Annotated in this window: 9 protein-coding genes, 1 tRNA gene and 5 pseudogenes; 11 read left to right on the forward strand and 4 right to left on the reverse strand. The window is 64.2% G+C overall.

Features of this window, described 5'->3' with window-relative positions; genetic code table 11:
* Positions 1-14: 14 nt before the first annotated feature.
* The 3 genes and pseudogenes from ACVWYI_RS20425 to ACVWYI_RS20435 all read left to right on the forward strand — a co-directional run bounded on the left by ACVWYI_RS20425 (position 15) and on the right by ACVWYI_RS20435 (position 5,310).
* Complete coding sequence (locus ACVWYI_RS20425; protein ID WP_456663018.1) at positions 15-2,258, forward strand: O-linked N-acetylglucosamine transferase family protein; 2,244 nt, start codon at positions 15-17, stop codon at positions 2,256-2,258.
* A gap of 137 nt (positions 2,259-2,395) precedes the next feature.
* Positions 2,396-4,641 (forward strand): annotated as a pseudogene (locus ACVWYI_RS20430) (O-linked N-acetylglucosamine transferase, SPINDLY family protein).
* Positions 4,642-4,776: 135 nt separating this feature from the next.
* Positions 4,777-5,310: a DUF805 domain-containing protein gene (locus tag ACVWYI_RS20435; RefSeq protein ID WP_456663019.1), complete on the forward strand. Its 534-nt coding sequence runs from the start codon at positions 4,777-4,779 to the stop codon at positions 5,308-5,310.
* Here ACVWYI_RS20435 and ACVWYI_RS20440 read toward each other — a convergent pair.
* Positions 5,307-6,342, reverse strand: a pseudogene (locus tag ACVWYI_RS20440) (cysteine synthase A). The gene ACVWYI_RS20435 and the pseudogene ACVWYI_RS20440 sit on opposite strands and share 4 nt — an antisense overlap.
* A gap of 735 nt (positions 6,343-7,077) precedes the next feature.
* On the opposite strand from ACVWYI_RS20440, the pseudogene ACVWYI_RS20445 reads away from it, so the two are divergent.
* The 5 genes and pseudogenes from ACVWYI_RS20445 to ACVWYI_RS20465 all read left to right on the forward strand — a co-directional run bounded on the left by ACVWYI_RS20445 (position 7,078) and on the right by ACVWYI_RS20465 (position 17,016).
* Positions 7,078-8,563: pseudogene (locus ACVWYI_RS20445) on the forward strand (efflux transporter outer membrane subunit).
* A pseudogene (locus tag ACVWYI_RS20450) lies at positions 8,553-9,949 on the forward strand (efflux RND transporter periplasmic adaptor subunit). The pseudogenes ACVWYI_RS20445 and ACVWYI_RS20450 overlap by 11 nt, the downstream one beginning before the upstream one ends.
* Before the next feature lie 36 nt (positions 9,950-9,985).
* Complete coding sequence (locus ACVWYI_RS20455; RefSeq protein WP_456663020.1) at positions 9,986-13,135, forward strand: efflux RND transporter permease subunit; 3,150 nt, start codon at positions 9,986-9,988, stop codon at positions 13,133-13,135.
* Positions 13,135-16,240, forward strand: a pseudogene (locus ACVWYI_RS20460) (efflux RND transporter permease subunit). Before ACVWYI_RS20455 ends, ACVWYI_RS20460 begins: the two are co-directional and overlap by 1 nt.
* A gap of 41 nt (positions 16,241-16,281) precedes the next feature.
* Positions 16,282-17,016, forward strand: coding sequence for a tRNA-uridine aminocarboxypropyltransferase (locus tag ACVWYI_RS20465; protein WP_247445679.1), 735 nt, complete (start codon positions 16,282-16,284; stop codon positions 17,014-17,016).
* Positions 17,017-17,328: 312 nt separating this feature from the next.
* Here the strand turns inward: ACVWYI_RS20465 and ACVWYI_RS20470 are convergent, their stop codons facing one another.
* Complete coding sequence (locus ACVWYI_RS20470) at positions 17,329-17,499, reverse strand: hypothetical protein (protein WP_456663021.1); 171 nt, start codon at positions 17,497-17,499, stop codon at positions 17,329-17,331.
* Between the two features lie 158 nt (positions 17,500-17,657).
* Here ACVWYI_RS20470 and ACVWYI_RS20475 point away from each other — a divergent pair.
* Positions 17,658-17,731: transfer RNA gene (locus ACVWYI_RS20475), tRNA-Cys, on the forward strand.
* Here the strand turns inward: ACVWYI_RS20475 and ACVWYI_RS20480 are convergent.
* Entirely contained in the window at positions 17,700-17,852 is a 153-nt protein-coding gene (locus ACVWYI_RS20480; protein ID WP_247353429.1) for a hypothetical protein, read from the reverse strand. The two genes, ACVWYI_RS20475 and ACVWYI_RS20480, sit on opposite strands and share 32 nt — an antisense overlap.
* A gap of 68 nt (positions 17,853-17,920) precedes the next feature.
* On the opposite strand from ACVWYI_RS20480, the gene ACVWYI_RS20485 reads away from it, so the two are divergent.
* Complete coding sequence (locus ACVWYI_RS20485; RefSeq protein ID WP_354106216.1) at positions 17,921-18,067, forward strand: hypothetical protein; 147 nt, start codon at positions 17,921-17,923, stop codon at positions 18,065-18,067.
* A gap of 85 nt (positions 18,068-18,152) precedes the next feature.
* Here ACVWYI_RS20485 and ACVWYI_RS20490 read toward each other — a convergent pair whose 3' ends face one another.
* The gene (locus tag ACVWYI_RS20490) at positions 18,153-18,347 is read right to left on the reverse strand and encodes a hypothetical protein (RefSeq protein ID WP_456663022.1); all 195 of its coding nucleotides are present in this window, start codon (positions 18,345-18,347) and stop codon (positions 18,153-18,155) included.
* A gap of 257 nt (positions 18,348-18,604) precedes the next feature.
* Here ACVWYI_RS20490 and ACVWYI_RS20495 point away from each other — a divergent pair, with 257 nt between their 5' ends.
* Positions 18,605-18,865 (forward strand): hypothetical protein, encoded by a 261-nt coding sequence (locus tag ACVWYI_RS20495; protein ID WP_456663023.1) that lies wholly within the window; start codon positions 18,605-18,607, stop codon positions 18,863-18,865.
* The last annotated feature ends 283 nt before the right edge of the window (positions 18,866-19,148 follow it).

Raw genomic sequence — 19,148 nt, forward strand, 5'->3', positions numbered from 1 at the left:
TCCGGAGAGACACCTTGCAGAGCAGCGGCGCCGGCGCGCGCGCATTCCAGAATGCGCGATTGCAGAAGAAATTGATGAAGCAGGCGGACGCCGTCCTCTCCGCCGCTGCGGCCGCCTATGGCCAGGGCCGATATGCCGAGACCGAGACGCTCTGCAGTGAGATACTCAAAGCGCTTCCGGATCATGTCGATGCTACGCACCTGCTCGGCATGTGCGCGCATGACGGCCGGCGCCTGGAGGAGGCGCAAGAGCTGCTTGAGCGCGTGATTGCCATCGATCCCCGTTTGCACGATGCCCATAATAACCTCGCGACCGTGCATTTCGACCTCGGCAACTACGAGGAGGCGCAGCGGTGCCAGGAGAGGGCCATCGCGCTGAAACCGAATTTCGCGGTCGCGCTGACCAATCTCGGCAACACGCTGATGCATTTGGGGCTGTTCGGACAGGCAATCGATCTGCACGAGCGCGCAATCAAGGCCAAACCGGACTGTGCCGACGCGTTCTGCAATCGCGGCATGGTCGAGATGATGATTGGACAGTTCGCGCGCGCCAAGGACAGTTTCGATCGCGCCCTGCTGTTTCAGCCGCATCACGCGGAGGCAATCGTCGGCAAGGGCATGGTCAGCATGGAGTTTCGGCACCACGACGAGGCGGCGGCCAAGTTTGCCCTGGCGCTCGCGATCAAGCCCGGTTCGCCGAGAATCCTGGCCCAGCGCGGGCGGCTCCATTTCGAACTGTCGCGCCTGGACCAGGCGCTCGCGGATTTCGATGCGGCGCTTGCGATTTCGCCCAAGCTCGAACTGGCCCTCCGGGGCAAGGCACAGACCTGCCTCCTGCAGGGAAAGACCGCGCAGGCCATTGCGGCCGCCACGAGCTTGATCGAGCAAAATCCGCGCTCCGAGATCGGAGTGGCCCTGATGGGATTCGCTTATTCACACCAGGGCGAGATCGACACCGCGATCGAATATCTCGATGCTGCGCTGGCGATCAGACCGGACTATTCCGAAGCGATCAGGGGCAAGATCTTCTTGCAGGACTACCGCGCAGAGGCCGATTTCGTGGTCCAGCAGGCGGTGCGAAGAGATTGGTGGGACTTGATCGGCGCCAAGCTGCCGCGACGGGAACTGCCGAAGCGGCCGCTCGATCCCGAAAAGCGGATTGTGGTCGGCTATGTTGCCTCTGAATTCCAGCAACACTCGGCGGCGCTCACCTTGCTGCCGGTGTTGAATCATCATGATCACGCCCGATTTGAAATCATCTGCTATTACTGCTGGCCGGCACAGGATGAGTACACCGCCAAGTTCAAGTCACTGGCGGACGTCTGGGTCGACGCCTGGCAGCTGTCGGACGACGAACTGGCCGATCGTATTCAGGCGGACAATGTCGATATCCTGATCGACGTTTCGGGGCACACGACCGGTAACCGGCTCCCTGTTTTCGCGCGGAAGCCTGCCCCCATCCAGGTCACGGGCTTCGGACACGCGACAGGCACGGGCCTTCAGACCATGGACTATGTGCTCGCGGATCCCATTTTCATTCCGCCCTCGGTTCGGCATTTGTTTGCCGAGAAAATCCACGATCTGCCGTGCCTGATCACGATGGAGCCGGTCTCGGATCTGCAGCCCTCCGAGCTTCCGATGCTTCGCAACGGCTACGTTACCTTCGGTGTGTTTAACCGCATCTACAAGATATCGGATGCTGCGATCCGTGTCTGGTCGCGCGTGATGCGAGAGGTGCCGGGATCCAAGATCATCCTCAAGCACGGTCTGCTCGACGATCCCTTGCTGCGCGATAGCCTGATCGCGCGTTTCGTGGCACTGGGCATTGCCGAAGAGAATATTACCTGCATGGGCTCGACCTCGCGCAACGACCATCTGCTGGCCTTTGCCAAGGTCGATATTTCCCTCGATACGTTCCCGCAGAATGGCGGCATCAGCACCTGGGAATCGCTCTACAAGGGCGTTCCAGTCGTAGCCAAGCTCGGCAACGGGGCCTCCTCGCGCGCCGGCGCCTCCATCGTGGCTGCCGTCGGTCTCGGCGACTGGGTCGCAGAGGATGACGAGGGCTACGCCGAGATCGCCTGCAGATACGCGGCGCAGCCCTCTCATCTGGCGAAGCTGCGTGCCGAGTTGCCGGCCCAGATCGCAGCTTCGCCCGCCGGCAATGTCGAAATCTACACGCGGGAGGTCGAGGCGGGCTATCGCCAGTTCTGGCGCGACTATTGTGCCGCCGCCTCCGAAGGCGGCGACGTTGCGTAGGCAGCCCGCACGAAGCTGTTTCTGAGCCAGTTCCTGCGTGATAGCCGGAAATCCCGGATGTTGCCGGGCCGGTTGTCCGGCCGGTGACGCTTGCGAATCAGCTAGACTCTTCCCGGTCCATCCTCCGGAGAGATACCTTGCAGAGCAGCGGCGCCGGCGCGCGCGCATTCCAGAACGCGCGATTGCAGAAGAAATTGAAGAAGCAGGCGGACACCATCATCGCCGCTGCGGCGAGCGCCTATGGCCAGGGCCGATATGCGGAGACGGATGCTCTCTGCCGCCAGATCCTGCAAGCCGTGCCCGATCATTTCGACGCCACTCACCTGCTCGGCCTGTGCGTGCGTCATGGCGGGCGCATCGAGGAGGCGCGACAGCTGCTCGAGCGTGCGGTCGCGATCGATCCGCGTTCGCACGAGGCCTATAACAATCTCGCGACCGTGCACCTGGACCTCAAGCAATTTGATGCAGCCCGCGCATGTCAGGAGAAGGCGATCGCGCTGAAGCCGAATTTCGTGCTGGCCCTCACCAGCCTTGGCAATACCTTGCTCCACTTGAGCCTGCCCGAACAGGCCATCGAACTGTACGATCGCGCCATTGCGCTGAAGCCGGACTTTGCCGACGCGCTTTGCAACCGTGGCATTGCCGAGCTGGCGCTGCACCGGTTCGACCGCGCCAAGCAAAGTTTCGATCGCGCCTTGTTGTTTCAGCCCCGTCACGCGGAAGCGCTCGTCGGCAAAGGCACGGTCAGCATTGACCTCAAGCACTACGATGAGGCGGAAGCCGCGCTCGCAGCGGCGCTCACGATCAGGCCCAATTCGGCCAAGGCCCTGGCACACCGCGGACGGCTCAATCTCGAGCTGTCGCGGTCGGAACGGGCGGCCGCGGATTTTGATGCAGCACTTGCGCTTTCGCCCAAGCTCGAGGTGGCCTTGGAAGGGAAGGCGAAAGTCTCGCTCAACGCAGGGAATACGGCGCAGGCGATCCTGGCCTGCACGACCTTGCTCGAGGAAAATCCGCGCTCCGCGATCGCGATGACGCTGCTGAGCGCCTGTTTTGCACAACAGGGTGAGATCGCATCCGCGATCGAACATCTCGAGGCCGCGCTGGCAATGGCGCCTGATCATGCGGACCTGATCGCGCGGAAGATCTACTTTCTGGACTTTCTCTCCGATGCCGATTTCGCGGTCCAGCAGGCCGCGCGAAAACATTGGTGGGACGCGATCGGCGCCAGATTGCCGCAAAGGAAGCTCTCACCCCGGCAGCTCGATCCGGACAGAAGGATCGTAGTCGGATATGTTGCTGCCGAGTTCTGGTACCACTCGGCGGCGTTCGGCCTGCTGCCGGTGCTGCGCCATCATGATCACACCAGGTTCGAGATCGTTTGCTACTCGTGTTCGCCGTTACGAGACGAGATGACCGCCCAATTCAAGTCGACGGCGGACGTCTGGGTCGACGCCTGGCAGCTTTCACGGACGACGAGCTGGCCGATCGCATTCAAGCCGACAAGGTCGATATCCTGATCGATGTCTCGGGGCATTCGACCGGGAACAGGCTCCCTGTTTTCGCGCGGAAGCCGGCTCCCGTCCAGGTCACCGGTTTCGGACATGCGACCGGGACCGGGCTTCAGACCATGGACTATTTGCTTGCGGATCCGATTTTCATTCCGCCGTCCGCGCGCCATCTGCTGGCCGAAAAGGTTCATGATCTGCCGTGTCTGATCACGACCGATCCGATCCTGGACGTGCCGCCTTCGGAGCTTCCCATGCTCCGCAACGGCTATGTGACTTTCGGCGTGTTCAACCGCATCTACAAGATCTCGGACGAGGCCATCCGCGTGTGGTCGAAAGTGATGCGAGCGGTGACCGGATCGAGGATCATCATCAAGCATACTCTGCTCGACGATCCCTTGCTGCGCGACAGCCTGGTCGCGCGGTTCGTGGCACGGGGCATTGCCGAAGAAAATGTCATCTGCCTGGGCTCTACCCCGCGTCATGAGCATCTGCTGGCGTTTGCGAATGTCGACATATCGCTCGATACGTTCCCGCAAAACGGTGGCGTCAGCACCTGGGAGTCGCTCTACGCGGGCGTGCCCGTCGTGGCCAAGCTCGGCAACGGCGCCTCGTCGCGCGCCGGCGGCTCGATCGTGGCTGCCGTCGGTCTCGACGACTGGGTCGCAGAGGACGACGACGGCTATGCCGCAATCGCCTCCCGATACGCGACACAGCCGGCGCATCTGGCGAAGTTGCGCGCGGAGTTGCCGGCTCGGATCGCGAGTTCGCCCGCCGGCAATGTCGAAATCTACACGCAAAGGGTCGAGGCGGGTTATCGCAAGTTCTGGCATGACTATTGTGCCGCGGCTTCGAAGGTTGGCGAGGGCGCCTGACCCTGCCGTCCGCGGCGAAGCATCAAATCGCGCAGGCCAGCTTAGTCGTCCGGAAACCATGAGCTGGGGTACGGGCGCGCCGGTTCATGGCTCCGAAAGCTGTTTCTGTGCCTATGGCGCCAAAAAGGTGCGCCAATGCTCGGTTTCGTCTTCGGCTTGGACGCCCGGCTCGGGCGGCTGCATTTCTTCCTCGCCTCGGTCGCGCTTGCGATCGTGATGACGGCGATCTGTTTTGCGATCGCATTGGCCGTGCTGCGCAGCACCTCGCCCAGTGCGATCCGGCCGGAAGACCTCACCAGGAGCTGGGCGATCATCGCTGCGATCGTCTTCTTCGGAGTGGCGACCTTCACGCTGCAATCGATGCGCATCCGCGACATCGGCTGGGATCCGGTTTGCGTGGTGCCGGCCTGGTTCGCGCTCATGATCGTCGACCATGTCGTCGCGGGCCAGTTTCCGGCCTGGACGATCGGGCGGGAGCACCAGGCAACGGCAGTCGGCGCGCTCGTCAACCTCGTGCTGATGCTCGCGCTCATGTTCTGGCCGACCGGCCACAGCGAAAGCCCCTACGGCGCTCCCCTTCCGCCGCGCACGCGCGAGGTCACGCCCTCGCTATCGAACGAGCGTCTCGCGCGGGTGTCGCAGGGATCGTCGCGGTCGACCTGGGGCTAGACGAACGGCAGCTTGATGTTGCTGCGCTTCTCCAGCCATTCCGGCACCGGAAGGTTCTTGGCGCGCATGAAGTCCGCGTTGAACAGCTTCGACTGGTAACGGCTGCCGGAATCGCAGAGCACGGTGACGATCGTCTTGCCCGGTCCGAGCTGCTTTGCAAGACGCATCGCGCCGGCAATATTGATGCCGGTGGAGCCGCCGAGACACAGGCCTTCGTGCTGGAGTAGTTCGTAGATCACCGTCACCGCTTCGGCATCGGGAATGAGATAGGCGTCATCGACCTTCGCGCTTTCGACGATTGCGGTCGCCCGGTTGAGGCCGATGCCTTCGGTGATCGAGCCGCCCGGCGTCGCCTTGGCATCGCCCGTTCTGAAATACTCATACATGCCGGCGCCATGCGGATCAGCGCAGGCAATCCTGACGTCCTTGCTCTTCTCTTTCAGATAGCGGCTGATGCCGGCCAGCGTGCCGCCGCTGCCGACCGAGCAGACGAAACCGTCGACCTTGCCGCCGGTCTGGTCCCAGATCTCGGGGCCGGTGGACTCGTAATGCGCCTTCGCATTGTCGAGGTTGTTCCATTGGTCGGCGAACAGCACGCCATTAGGCTCGGTCTTTCGCAGTTCGTCGGCGAGACGGCGGCCGACGTGCTGGTAGTTGTTCGGATTGGAATAGGGCAGGGCCGGCGATTCCAGGAGCTCGGCGCCGCACAGCTTCAAAAAGTCCTTCTTCTCCTGGCTCTGCGTCTCCGGGATCACGATCAGCGTACGGTAGCCGCGGGCGCTCGCGACGACCGCGAGCCCGATGCCCGTGTTGCCGGCCGTCGCTTCCACCACGAGACCGCCCGGCTTGAGCTCGCCGCGTTTCTCCGCCTCCAGGATCATCCATTTGCCGGCGCGGTCCTTGACCGACTGGCCGGGAATTCATGAACTCGGCCTTGCCCAGGATGGTGCATCCGGTCAGTTCGGAAGCACGCTTGAGCTTGATCAGCGGGGTGTTGCCGATGGCTTCGACAACGTCGTTTTTGATGGTCATGTCAGGGGAAATCACTGGCAAAGGGGTTGATCAGGTTGACCAGAACCTAGTGCTTGGGAGGCAAAAGGGGAAGGCTTTTGCGCTGCGGCGAAACAAGCGGAAGTGCCCGCCGAAGCAGTGACATTTTTCCGTGCAGCGATCGCCGAGGATGAATGCTGGGCTACGTGGCGGGCTTCGGTAGGAGGATATGGCCGGTCTCTGCCTGGACATGGAAAATAACGGTCGTCGTCAGCACTCTCACGACCCATCCTCGCCTTTGGCCGGGACGCGCCGATGTCTGCGAACGTGGATAACGTGCGGAAGGCGGCAGACATATCTGCGCGACGTATGCCTATTCGTTTTCGACAATCGACTTCGTGCGACTGGTCCGGCCTGGCTTCTGGACTGCGTTGAAGCCGCATCGCGAGCGGTGCGGGCGGATTGAGGGGATTGGCATCGGTGTGGCGGCAATATCACATGAAATCTTGGTAAGCTTGAACGCGCTCCGGAATGGCTTGGAATTCAAGAAATACCTGCAGGACAGTGGCTTTTATATTTTCATAGTTTTGGAATCGTCGCATTTTGGCGGCCATCTCGCAACTGCGGGACTGTCCCGCTGTTCCGCGCCCGGCTAGGATGGGTGTCCGGTTCCGCAGAAAGCATCACCGCTGTGAACGAGTTATCCAGAGACCCCCGACTGTCCCGCCGCGAATCGGCTAATCCGTCGCGGCGGCGGCTCGATCTGCCCGGCGGGGGGTGGATGTGACACAGGATGTTCCTGCGATCGCCGTGTGGCGGTCTCCAGGTTCCGCGTCCCGGACGCGGCGCGCGACGCGCTGGCTTGCAGTGCTTTGCCTCGCCGCCGGTTCGGGCGCTTGCGTGCTGACGCAGGATCTACCGGATCCGGCGCTCGACGTTCCCACGCAGTACAAATACGCCGGCAAGGCCGATGCGCCGCCCACGCTGGATTGGTGGCGCGGCTTCCGCTCGGCGGAGCTGACGCAACTGATGGAGGAGGCGCACACCGTCAACCTCGACATCGCCGCCGCCGTCGCGCGCATCGTCCAGGCCGACGCCCAGGCGCGGCAGGCGGGCGCTGCACTGCTGCCGAGCCTGTCAGGGGGCGGGTCGGAGACCTATTCGCGCACCTCGGGCTCGTCGTCCTCCGGTCTCACCAATGGCGGCCGCGAGGTCGTCAACTACTCGGCCTCGCTCAGCGCGAGCTACCAGCTCGACTTCTGGGGCCAGAACCGCGATGCGCTGCAAACGGCCGAAGAGACCGCCAACGCCAACCGCTTCGACCGCGACGTCGTCGCGCTGACGACGCTGGCAGGGGTCGCCAATGCCTATTTCCAGGTGCTGGCCTCGCAGGACCGCCTTCGCACCGCCCAGCGCAACATTGCGAGCCGCCCAGCGCATCCTCGATGCCATCCGTGAGCGCCGCAAGGCCGGCACCGGCACCGATCTCGACGTCGCACAGCAGGAGAGCGTGCTCGCCAACCAGAAGGCGCTGGTGCCGCCGCTGCGGCAGACGCTGGACCAGAACGTCAACGCGCTCGCGGTGCTGGTGTCGCGGCCGCCGGAGAGCGTGCGTGTGCTCGGCGGCTCCCTGAACAACATCGCGATCCCGCGCGTCACGCCCGGCCTGCCGTCGGAGCTGCTGACGCAGCGGCCGGATATTCGACGTCAGGAGGCGCAGCTTGCCTCGGCCACCGCGAACATCGGCAATGCCCGTGCGCAGTTCTTTCCGACCATCCAGCTCACCGGCAATGGCGGCTATCAGAGTTCAGCGCTGGTGTCGCTGTTCCAGCCGCATGCAGCGTTCTTCCAGCTCGTCGGCAGCGCGGCGCAGCCGATCTTCGACGGCGGCAAGATCCTCGGCAATTTCGAATTTGCCAAGGCGCGGCAGGACGAATTGCTCCAGACCTACCGCAAGACCATCATCCAGTCGTTTGCCGATGTCGACAATGCGCTGTTCTCGATCAAGCAGACGACGATCAAGCTGCAATTGCAGCGTGATGTCCTGACCGCCTCACGCCGCGCGTTCGATCTCTCCGAGCAGCAATTGCGCGCCGGCACTGCCGACATCGTGACCGTGCTCAATACCCAACTGACCCTGTTTCAGGCGGAAGACGCGCTGTCGCAGGCGCAACTTGCCCGGCTTCTTGCTATCGTCAGCCTGTATCAGGCGCTCGGCGGCGGCTGGGAGCCGAGGATGGAGAAACCGGTCAATGCTCTTTAAGCCGGACACGAAGCAAGGCGCGAAAGAAGGGACGGCGAAAAGGTCGCGCGACCGCGGCTTCGTCATGACCCTGATCACGCTCGCGATCCTCGGCGGGCTTGGCTATCTCGGCTGGACCGCTACGCATCAGCAGCCGCAGGCGAACAACCGCAACCAGCGGCCCGATCTGCCGGTGCCGGTGCTGGCGGCGAGCCCGCGGGTCCAGGACGTTCCTGTCTATCTCGACGGCGTCGGGGCGATCCGCGCACTCAACACCGTGACCGTGCGCTCGCAGGTCGACGGCAAGCTGATCGCGGTCAACTTCACGGAAGGCCAGGAGGTCAAGAAGGGCGACGTGCTTGGCGAGATCGACCCGGCGCTCTATCAGGCGACGTATGACCAGGTCGTTGCCAAGAAGGCGCAGGACCAGGCCCAACTCGCCAACCAGCGTATCGACCTCACACGCTACGAGCAGTTGGCTGCGTCCAACGCCGGCTCCAAGCAGCAAGCCGACACCCAGCGCGCACTGGTCGCACAGACCGAGGCGCTGGTGAAGGCCGACCAGGCCGCGATCGACAATGCAGCGGCGACGCTGAGCTACACCAAGATCGTGGCGCCGCTCTCGGGTCGCGCCGGCCTGCGCCAGGTCGACCAGGGCAACATCATCCACGCCTCCGACACCACGGGGCCTCGTCGTCATCACGCAATTGCAGCCGATCGCGGTGTGGTTCAGCCTGCCGCAACAGCAGATCATGCGGGTCAACGCGGCTGCGTCGAAGGGCACGCTTGCGGTCGACGTATTCGGCAATGACGGCATCACCGTAATCGACACCGGCAAGCTCACAGGCATCGACAACCAGGTCGATCAGACCACCGGCACGCTCAAGCTCAAGGCCGAATTCCCCAACGCCAATTACCAGGTCTGGCCGGGCCAGTTCGTCAATGTCCGCCTCAAGGTCGAGACCTTGATGCAGGCACTGGTGGTGCCGACCTCGGCCGTGCAGCGCGGACCGATCGGCACCTTCAGCTATGTGATCAGCGAGGACAATGTCGTCTCGGCCAAGCCCGTGACGGTGACACAGCAGAACGAGCATGACGCCGTCATTGCGAGTGGCCTGTCGGCGACCGACAAGGTCGTCACCACAGGCTTTGCCAATCTGTCCGACGGCTCCAAGGTGGTCATCGGCCCGCGACGACCAGACCCCGTCGGCCGATCTCGCACCGCGCAAGCGCTCGCGCGGGCCGGATGGTCAGAAGAAGGATGGTGCAAAAGACGGCCAGAAGGACGGACAAGGCAAGGACGGCGAGTTTCGCGCCAAGCGGAAGAGCAGCGAAGGCGACCAGAAGGGCCAGACCGGACCGGCACCAGGGCCGGGAGCATCGGGAAGTGGAGCCAAGCAGCCATGATCCCGACAACAGCCGCCTGAGCGGCAGGCGTATCCCATGGGCGTCTCCGAACCCTTCATCCGACGGCCGATCGCGACCTCGCTGCTCGGCATCGCGCTTCTGATCGGCGGGCTGCTGGGCTATTTCGCGCTGCCGGTCTCTGCGTTGCCGCAGGTCGATTTCCCGACCGTGCAGGTGACGACGCAATTGCCCGGCGCGAGCCCCGACGTGATCGCCTCGCTGATCACCGCGCCGCTGGAGCGGCAGCTCGGCCAGATCCCGTCGCTGTCGGCGATGAACTCGACGAGTTCGTTCGGCGTCAGCCAGATATCGCTCCAGTTCGATCTCAACCGCGACATCGACGGCGCGACCCAGGATGTCCAGGCCGCGATCAATGCCGCGGCCGGCGTCTTGCCAAAAACGCTGCCTTATCCGCCGACCTACGCCAAGGTGAATCCGGCCGATGCGCCGGTGATGACTTTGGCGCTTCGCTCCGACACGATCTCGATGCGGGCGATGAGCGACATCGCCGACACGCTTTTGGCGCAACGTTTGAGCCAGATCTCCGGCGTCGGACGGGTCTCGGTGCTCGGCGGGCTGAAGCCGGCGGTTCGCATCCAGGCGGATCTGGCGCGGTTGGCTGCCTATGGCATCGCCATGGAGGATCTGCGCACCGCGATCGCCAATGCCAACGTCTCGGGGCCGAAAGGCTCGCTCGACGGCGCACAGCAATCCTACATCATCGCCGCCAACGACCAGATCGCCGCCGCCGACGCCTACAAGCCTGTGATCATCGCGTACCGCAACGGCTCGCCTGTCACCATCGCCGACGTCGCGCAGATCGTCGACGGGCTGGAAAACGACCGCACCGGCGGCTGGTACCAGGGTTCGCCTGCCGTCATCATCGACATCCAGCGTCAGCCCGGCGCCAATGTGATCGACGTCGTCAGCCAGATCCGCGCGGAAATCCCAAAGGTCCAGCGCGCTATTCCGGCCGGGGTGAACCTCACTATCGTCTCCGACCGCACCGTCACCATCCGTGCCTCGGTCCGCGACGTGCAGTTCACGTTGATCCTGAGCGTCGTGCTGGTGACGCTGGTGGTGCTGCTGTTCCTGCGCTCGCTACGCGCCACGCTGATCGCCGGCGTAGCGCTGCCGCTGTCGCTGATCACCAGCTTCGGCATCATGTATTTCGCCGGCTTCAGCCTCGACAATCTGTCGCTGATGGCGCTCACGATCGGCACCGGCTTCGTCGTCGACGATGCCATCGTGATGATCGAGAACATCGTCCGTCACATGGAGAACGGCGACGGCGCGATGGAGGCTTCGCTCAAGGGCGCCAGCGAAATCGGCTTCACCGTGATCTCGCTGACGGTGTCGTTGATCGCGGTGTTTATCCCGCTGTTGTTCATGTCGGGCCTTGTGGGTCGCATGTTCCGCGAATTCGCGCTGACGCTGACGATCGCGGTCGTGACCTCGGCCGTGGTCTCGCTGACGCTGACGCCGATGATGTGCTCGCGGCTGCTCAAGCACGCTCATGAGGAACTGGCGGTACCGGGACTGGCTGCGATCAGCCGCTTCATCGACCGGACCGTCGAGGGTTATCACCGGACGCTTCTGTGGGTGCTGGAACGTCAGCGCGCTACGCTGGTCGTGACTTTTGCTACGCTGGTGGCAACCCTGGTTCTCTACGTCGTCGCGCCGAAGGGCTTTTTGCCGCTGCAGGACACCGCCTCGATCACGGCGGTGACGGAAGCCGGTGCCGACGTGTCGTTCGCGGAGATGCAGAAGCGGCAGGGCGAGGCCGCCGACGCCATCAAGGCCGACCCTGATGTGACCGGCGTGGTCTCAGTCATTGGCGCCGGCTCGGTCAACCCGACCACCAATGTCGGGCGACTTGTCATGACGCTGAAACCTCGTGGCGAGCGGCGCGACGATGTCAGCGTGGTTATCGCCCGTCTGAAGGAGAGGGTATCAGGCATCCCCGGCATGACCGTCTATTTCCAGCCGGTGCAGGACGTGCAGATCTCGACCCAGTCGAGCCGCTCGCAATACCAGTACACGCTGACCGGCACCGACGCGGCGCTGGTGTCGGAATGGGCGCGCAAGCTGGTCGCCGAGATGCGGCGCGATCCGCTGTTCCGCGACGTCTCCTCGGAGGCGCAGGAAGGCGGATTGCGGGCGCAGCTCACTGTCGACCGCACCCGGGCCGGCCAGCTTGGCGTCAGCCTGCAGGGCATCACCGACACGCTCAACGACGCCTTCGCGCAGCGCCAGATCTCGACCATCTACGGCCAGGCCAACCAGTACCGCGTGGTATTGGAAGCGCTGCCGATGTATCAGCGCGATCCCTCGATCCTGTCGAAGCTTTATCTGCCGGGCGGGGCGAGCGCGACCGCCGGCGCGCCCAACGCGCAGGTGCCGCTGTCCGCCGTCGCGACGCTGACCCGGACCACTGCACCGCTGGCGATCTCGCACCAGGCGCAATTCCCGTCGATCTCGCTCAGCTTCAACCTCGCGCCGGGCGCGGCGCTCGGCGATGCCGTCGAGGCCGTGAAGACCATCGAGACCCGGATCGAGATGCCCAACAGCATCGTCGGCGTCTATGCCGGCGACGCCGCGGAATTCTCCAAGGCGCTTGCCGGTCAGCCCTGGCTGCTGCTCGCCGCGGTGATCACGATCTACATCGTGCTCGGCGTGCTCTATGAGAGCTACATCCACCCGATCACGATCCTGTCCACGCTGCCGTCAGCCGGCGTCGGCGCGATCCTGGCGCTGATGCTGTGCGGGCAGGACCTCTCGGTGATAGGCCTGATCGGCATCATCCTGTTGATGGGCATCGTCAAGAAGAACGCGATCATGATGATCGACTTCGCTCTGGAAGCGGAGCGCAACCAAGGCATGCCGCCGCGTGGGGCGATCGTGCAGGCTTGCTTGCTGCGCTTCCGCCCGATCATGATGACGACGCTGGCCGCGCTGTTCGGCGCGCTGCCGCTGGCGATCGAGAGCGGCACCGGCGCCGAGCTGCGCTTTCCGCTCGGCATCTCCATCATCGGCGGTTTGCTGCTGAGCCAGTTGCTGACGCTCTACACCACGCCGGTGATCTACCTCGCGCTCGACCGCATCAACCGCCGCCTCGAGCAGGCGCTGCCGCCGGCGGAATCCGGCGGCCCGCCCGTCGCGGGCGCGACCGAGGGGATGCAGTGATGGCATCGATCTCGGAGCCCTTCATCCGCCGCCCGGTTGCGACCACGCTGCTGTCGATCGGGTTGTTCCTGCTGGGTGGGGTCGCCTACGAGTTCCTTCCCGTCGCCTCGGTCCCGAACGTCGATTTCCCCGCCGTCTTCGTCTCGGCCAGCCGTCCGGGCGCCGACCCCTCCGTGATGGCCGCGACTGTTGCGTCGCCGCTGGAGCGCCGGCTCGGCGAGATCGCGGGCATCAACCAGATCACTTCGACGTCGTCGCTCGGCACCACCAACATCCAGCTCCAGTTCGATATCGGCCGCAACATCGACAAGGCCGCGCGCGACGTGCAGGCGGCGATCAACGCGTCGCTGGTCGACCTGCCGAGCGATTTGCCGACGTTGCCGCGCTTCCGCAAGGCCAACACTGCCGGCGCCCCCGTGTTCGTGCTGGCGCTGACCTCGAAGACGCTGTCGGCGAGCGCGATCTACGACGTCGCCGATACGGTGCTGGCGCAGCGCATCTCGCAGGTGCCGGGCGTCGGCGACGTCACGGTTTCCGGCGCCGATCAGCCGGCGGTGCGGGTGCAGCTCAACCCCGTCGCGCTGTCCAACGCCGCGCATCGCCACCGACGACGTGCGGACTGCGATCATCAATGCCAACCCGCTCGGTCCCGTCGGCATCTTCAACGGCGAGCGCCAGAGCGAGACGCTGTCGCTCAACAAGCAGATGCGAACGGCGAAAGAGTTCCGCGACATCGTCATCAAGAGCTCGAACGGCAATTTCGTCCGGCTGGCCGACGTCGCCGACATCGAAGACGGCGTCCGCAACGCCCGCTCCATCGCCTGGTTCAACAAGCAGCCGGCGGTGCTGATCCAGATCACCAAGCAGGGCGATGCCAACGTCATCGACACCGTCGACCGGGTGAAGGCGCTGATCCCCGAGCTGAAGCAATGGATCCCGGCCGGCGTCGATATCTCCACTTTGGTCGACCGCACCAGCACGATCCGCGCCAGCGTGCTCGACATGCAGTGGACCTTGCTCGCGACCGCCATCCTGGTGATGGTCGTCGTGTTCGTGTTCCTGCGGCGGCTGACACCGACGATCGCGGCTGGAATCTCCGTGCCGTTGGCGCTGGCCGGGACCTGCGCCGGCATGTGGGTCGCGGGCTTCTCGATCGACAATCTGTCGCTGATGGCGTTGGCGATCTCCGTCGGCTTCGTGGTCGATGACGCGATCGTCATGATCGAGAACATGTACCGCAATCTCGAGCACGGCATGCGGCCGCTCCAGGCGGCATTGGACGGGGCCCGGCAGATCGGCTTCACCGTTGTGTCGATCAGCCTGTCGCTGATCGCAGCCTTCACGCCACTGATCTTCATGGACGGCATCGTGGGCCGGCTGCTGCGCGAGTTCTCGCTGACGCTGACCTTCGCGATCCTGGTCTCGACCCTGGTGTCGCTCACGGTGACGCCGATGATCTGCGCGCATTACATTCGGGAGGCCACGTCCGGGACGGCGACCCTGTTCGACCGCATCATCGAAGGCTCGCTGTCGCGCATCGTCGCGTTCTATACCCGCACCCTGCGCACTGTTCTCGAATATCCGCTGCTGACGCTGCTGGTGTTCTTCGCCACCATCGGCCTCACAATCACGCTCTACATCAAGATCCCCAAGGGCTATTTCCCGACCGACGATTCCGGCTTCGTCATCGGCGCGACGCGCGCCTCGGCCGACATCTCCTTTCAGTCGATGCTGAGCCTGCAGCAGCGGCTCGCCGACATCGTGATGCAGGACCCGGCCGTGGCCGGCATCGGCTCGACCGTCGGCAGCGGCGGCGGGCCGGGCGGCGCGACGTCCAATCGCGGCATCATGTACATCAGCCTGAAGCCGCCGGAGGAGCGCGACCACGTCTCGACCCAGGTGGTGATCGACCGTCTCAGGCGCGCCCTGTACCCGGTGCCCGGCATCCGCCTCTTCATGTTCGCCGCCCAGGACGTGCGCGCCGGCGGCCGACAGAGCGATTCCGACTATCAGTACACGCTGACCAGCACCGATCTCGGCCTGTTGCAGAAGTGGGCTCCCATTGTGGCCAAGCGCATGGAGAGCGTCGAGGGCATCACCGATATCTCCAGCGACCGCGATCCCGGCGGACTTCAACTGACCCTGTCCATCGACCGCCAGAAGGCCTCGGCACTCGGCGTCCGTGTCCAGGACATCGACAACGCGCTCAACAACGCCTTCTCGCAGCGGCAGATCGGGATTATCTACACCCAGCGCAACCAGTACATGACCGTGCTGGAGATCGATCCGAAATTCCAGGTCGACCCATCCAACCTCGAACGCATCTATGTCGCCGGCGCGGGCGACGCGCAGGTGCCGCTGTCGACCGTGGTGCATGCGACGCGCGGGCTCGCCGCGCTCGCGGTCTATCATTCGCAGTCGTTCCCATCGACCACGGTGTCGTTCAACCTGCTGCCGGACGTGCAGATCCAGGCCGCAACGCAAAACATCCAGCGCGCGGTCGAGGAATTGCACATGCCGGAGGGCATCCGCGGCAGTTTTGACGGCAATGCCGGCGATTTCGCCAAGACCAGCGGCCGCCAGCCGCTCCTGATCCTCGGCGCGCTGGTGGCGATGTATATCGTGCTCGGCGTGCTCTACGAGAGCCTCGCCCATCCGCTCACGATCATCTCGACGCTGCCCTCGGCGGGCCTCGGCGCTCTTCTTGCACTTCAGATCACGAACACGCCGCTGACGGTGATCGCCTTCGTCGGCATCATCCTGTTGATCGGCATCGTCAAGAAGAACGGCATCATGATGGTGGATTTCGCGCTCGACGCCGAGCGCCAGCGCGGCCTGTCCTCGGCGGAGGCGATCTTCGAGGCCTGCCAGGCGCGCTTCCGCCCGATCCTGATGACGACCATGGCGGCATTGTTCGCCGGCATTCCGCTGGTGGTCGCGACCGGCCCCGGCACGGAGCTGCGCCGTCCGCTCGGCATCACCATCATCGGCGGGCTGTTCGTCTCCCAGATCCTGACACTCTACACCACGCCCGTGATCTACCTGCTGATCGACCGCCTGCGCCGGCGCTCCGAGCCGCGCCCGCTGGCCGCGCCGGCTGAATAGGCAGGTTGTTGAACCGCCGTGCAAAGCGTATAGCGGCGGCCATGTCGAACCTCACCGCCGCCACGCCGGCCGATCCGATCCCTGAATGCCCGCACTGCCAGAAGCCGATGCCGCTGTGCATCTGCGACAGCGTCACGCCGCTTAAGAACCGCCTTGGGCTCCTGATCCTGCAGCATCCGCAGGAGCAGGACAGGGCACTCGGAACCGCCCGGCTGCTTGCGAAGCATTTCGCCGATGCCACCTTGCGCGTCGGCCTGTCCTGGCCGAGCCTGTCCAAGGCGCTGGGGCAACCGATCGAGAACGCCTCGCACTGGGCCGTGCTCTATCTCGGCTCGGCGCACGCCGCCGATCTCGGGGCCGAGGGCGAAATCCTGGCGCTCAACCGCAAGGGCGAGGTCGCGGACAACCAGCGAGCGCTCCTCGGCAAGCTCGAAGGCGTGGTGCTGCTGGACGGCACCTGGAGCCAAGCCAAGGCACTGTGGTGGCGCAACCCCTGGATGCTGAAATGCCAGCGTGTCATCCTTAATCCGGCCGCCCCCTCGCGCTACGGGCGCCTGCGCAAGGAGCCGCGGAAGGACGGGCTGTCGACCATCGAGGCCGCCGCGACGATCTTCTCCGGTCTGGAGAAGCGCCCCGACATCGCCGAGACGCTCAATGCCAGTTTTGAACGGATGTTAACACGCTACCGCGAGGTCCAGACCGAGATGCCCGAATTGGCGCCAAAGCCGGTGGCCAAGGACCGGCGGCGCGGTGTCCGGCGGGGCAAGCGAGCCTGACTTCGGCCTGGATCATTCGTACGGTCGATTGCCCCGCGAGGGACGGACAGATAGAGACGATCGGCCAACAGGCCGCGATCTGCTATCCTGTCGCAGCGCCGGGAGCGGAAGGGGCCGTCGAATTCAGCTTGCAGCGAAGGAGATCCTTGCCCCGGGCGGCGCGGTTCGATCGTTGGGGCACGCTCGCCCTGATGGACATTTCGCTGCCAGCGTCGGTACGGTCTATGCGGCACTGTTCAAGCAGGACGTCACGAGCTTTCTGCCGCCCTTCGCCGTCGGCCTGATCGTCTGGACCCTGATTGCGACGACGCTTCAGGAAGGCTCAAACATTTTCGTGGCGTCGGGCCATCTGATCAAGGCGGTGCCGGCACCGACCTGCTTGAAGATGCGGCCGATCGTGAGCTCGTCCCAGATTACGTCGTAGTCATCCGGTGCGGTTTCGCCGCCGATGACGTTCCGGCGCATGGAGAGATCGTCGGTCATCGCCCTGCCAAATCACGCCGCCGCAGGCTGCGCAAGAACGAAGCGCGCACATGCATTTCAGAACTGCTGCGGAATTGGCATTTCAGAACTGTGCTCCAAGGCGGCCCGACGGCAGTTGCCTAACCCGTTGATCTCAGGTAACGATCCGCCCTCGTTGGGGCCACGTGGCGGAGTGGTTACGCGCCGGTCTGCAAAACCGTTTACTCGGGTTCGAGTCCCGACGTGGCCTCCATCACAACCTCTTGATATTTCAGCAAATATTCGATTGCGTCGCGGGTGCCATTGGTCGCGCGCAGGCGCTGCCGCTGGCCGCGGACACCGGGTTTGCCCGGGGCCTGGCGGAAATCCGCCATTCAGCCCCGCTGGCATAGTCTTCGCATCAGCGAAGTGATGCATTTCCCGTTCGAGCGCTGGAGAGCAGGTGAGCGAAATCGTCCGATTTGTCCCGAAATCCGAGCTGGAGCGGGCTCGCCTCATTCGCGAGGCCCGCGCGATCTACGACAGCATCTTTCCGTCGGCCGCAGCCGACCTAACGCCGCAGGACAACGGGGACCGCGTCAAGAGCTGATCGCGGCCGCGCCGGGTTGTCGGCGTAGGGACCATAGCAAAACGCCCGCTAAGCGCGGGCGCATCCGTTCACTGTGAAGATGGCCTCAGCAGGCCGCGTACCAGCCCTCGGGAAAGGGCAGGAGAGGCCAGGCGCCCTCGTTATCGTTGGCGGCCTTGAGCGTTGCGGCGTACGTCCACGAGCGGGGCACGAAATCCTCCTCCGACGCGAACGCCGGATCTTCATGGACCATGGCGTCCTGGACGGCATCCAGCAGCAAGTTGAATTCGGCTTCGCTCATCACACCCTCCGGACCGCGGATGGCGCACTGTCGCAAAGACGGTTTGTTTCCCGATTGAGCCGATCGTTCGCATTTTAACGATCCGGCGATCAGGTCCCGATTGGTTAGCGATTCATGAAAATCCCCGCGCGAACCTTAGGTTCCTGCCGAGCGCCGTCTGTGTGAAGGAGATCACATCCGCGGCGGTTTAATTCTCCTACCCCTGCGCAACCGGCCAATTCAGGCCGGGGCGGGCAGGGCAGAACGGGAGATGGGTCATGAAGGCGAGGTTCTTGCGGTTTGCGGGCGTGAAAAGCCGGGCGCATCGCGCCTCGACGCTCGGGCTGTTCCTGACTCTGTTTGCCTCTGCGGCGCACGCCCAGGGAACAGAGGAGCATCGGCGGGCCTGCACGCCCGACGTCTACCGGCTCTGCGCCGGCGAGATCCCCAACGTCCGCGCCATCACAGCCTGCCTGCGCCGCAACCGCGCCAGCCTGAGCGAAGCATGCCGCACCGTGTTCGGCCAGGCCGGCGGCTGAGCGGCCTGTGGGTTTGTGCGCAGCAAGTGGCTCGCGCGCGCTCACGAATCCAGCATAGTCGGCCTGTGGATATGCTGCGGATAGGCTGTGGAGCAACGGCGTGCCGCAAATGCCGCGCGTAGATGCGTCTGCAGCTCGTCATATCTTTGTTAAACGATCTCACCGGATAATTCGCCGATCGTGCAGATTGCTGCCGCCGTCAAGATTATTTGGTTCTCCCGAATTCGGAATTGCATGTCTCGCCATCCCGTGCGGGATGCGTAGCCTAGAGGGGCATATCGCT

It is taken from the genome of Bradyrhizobium sp. LB13.1, assembly GCF_054056815.1.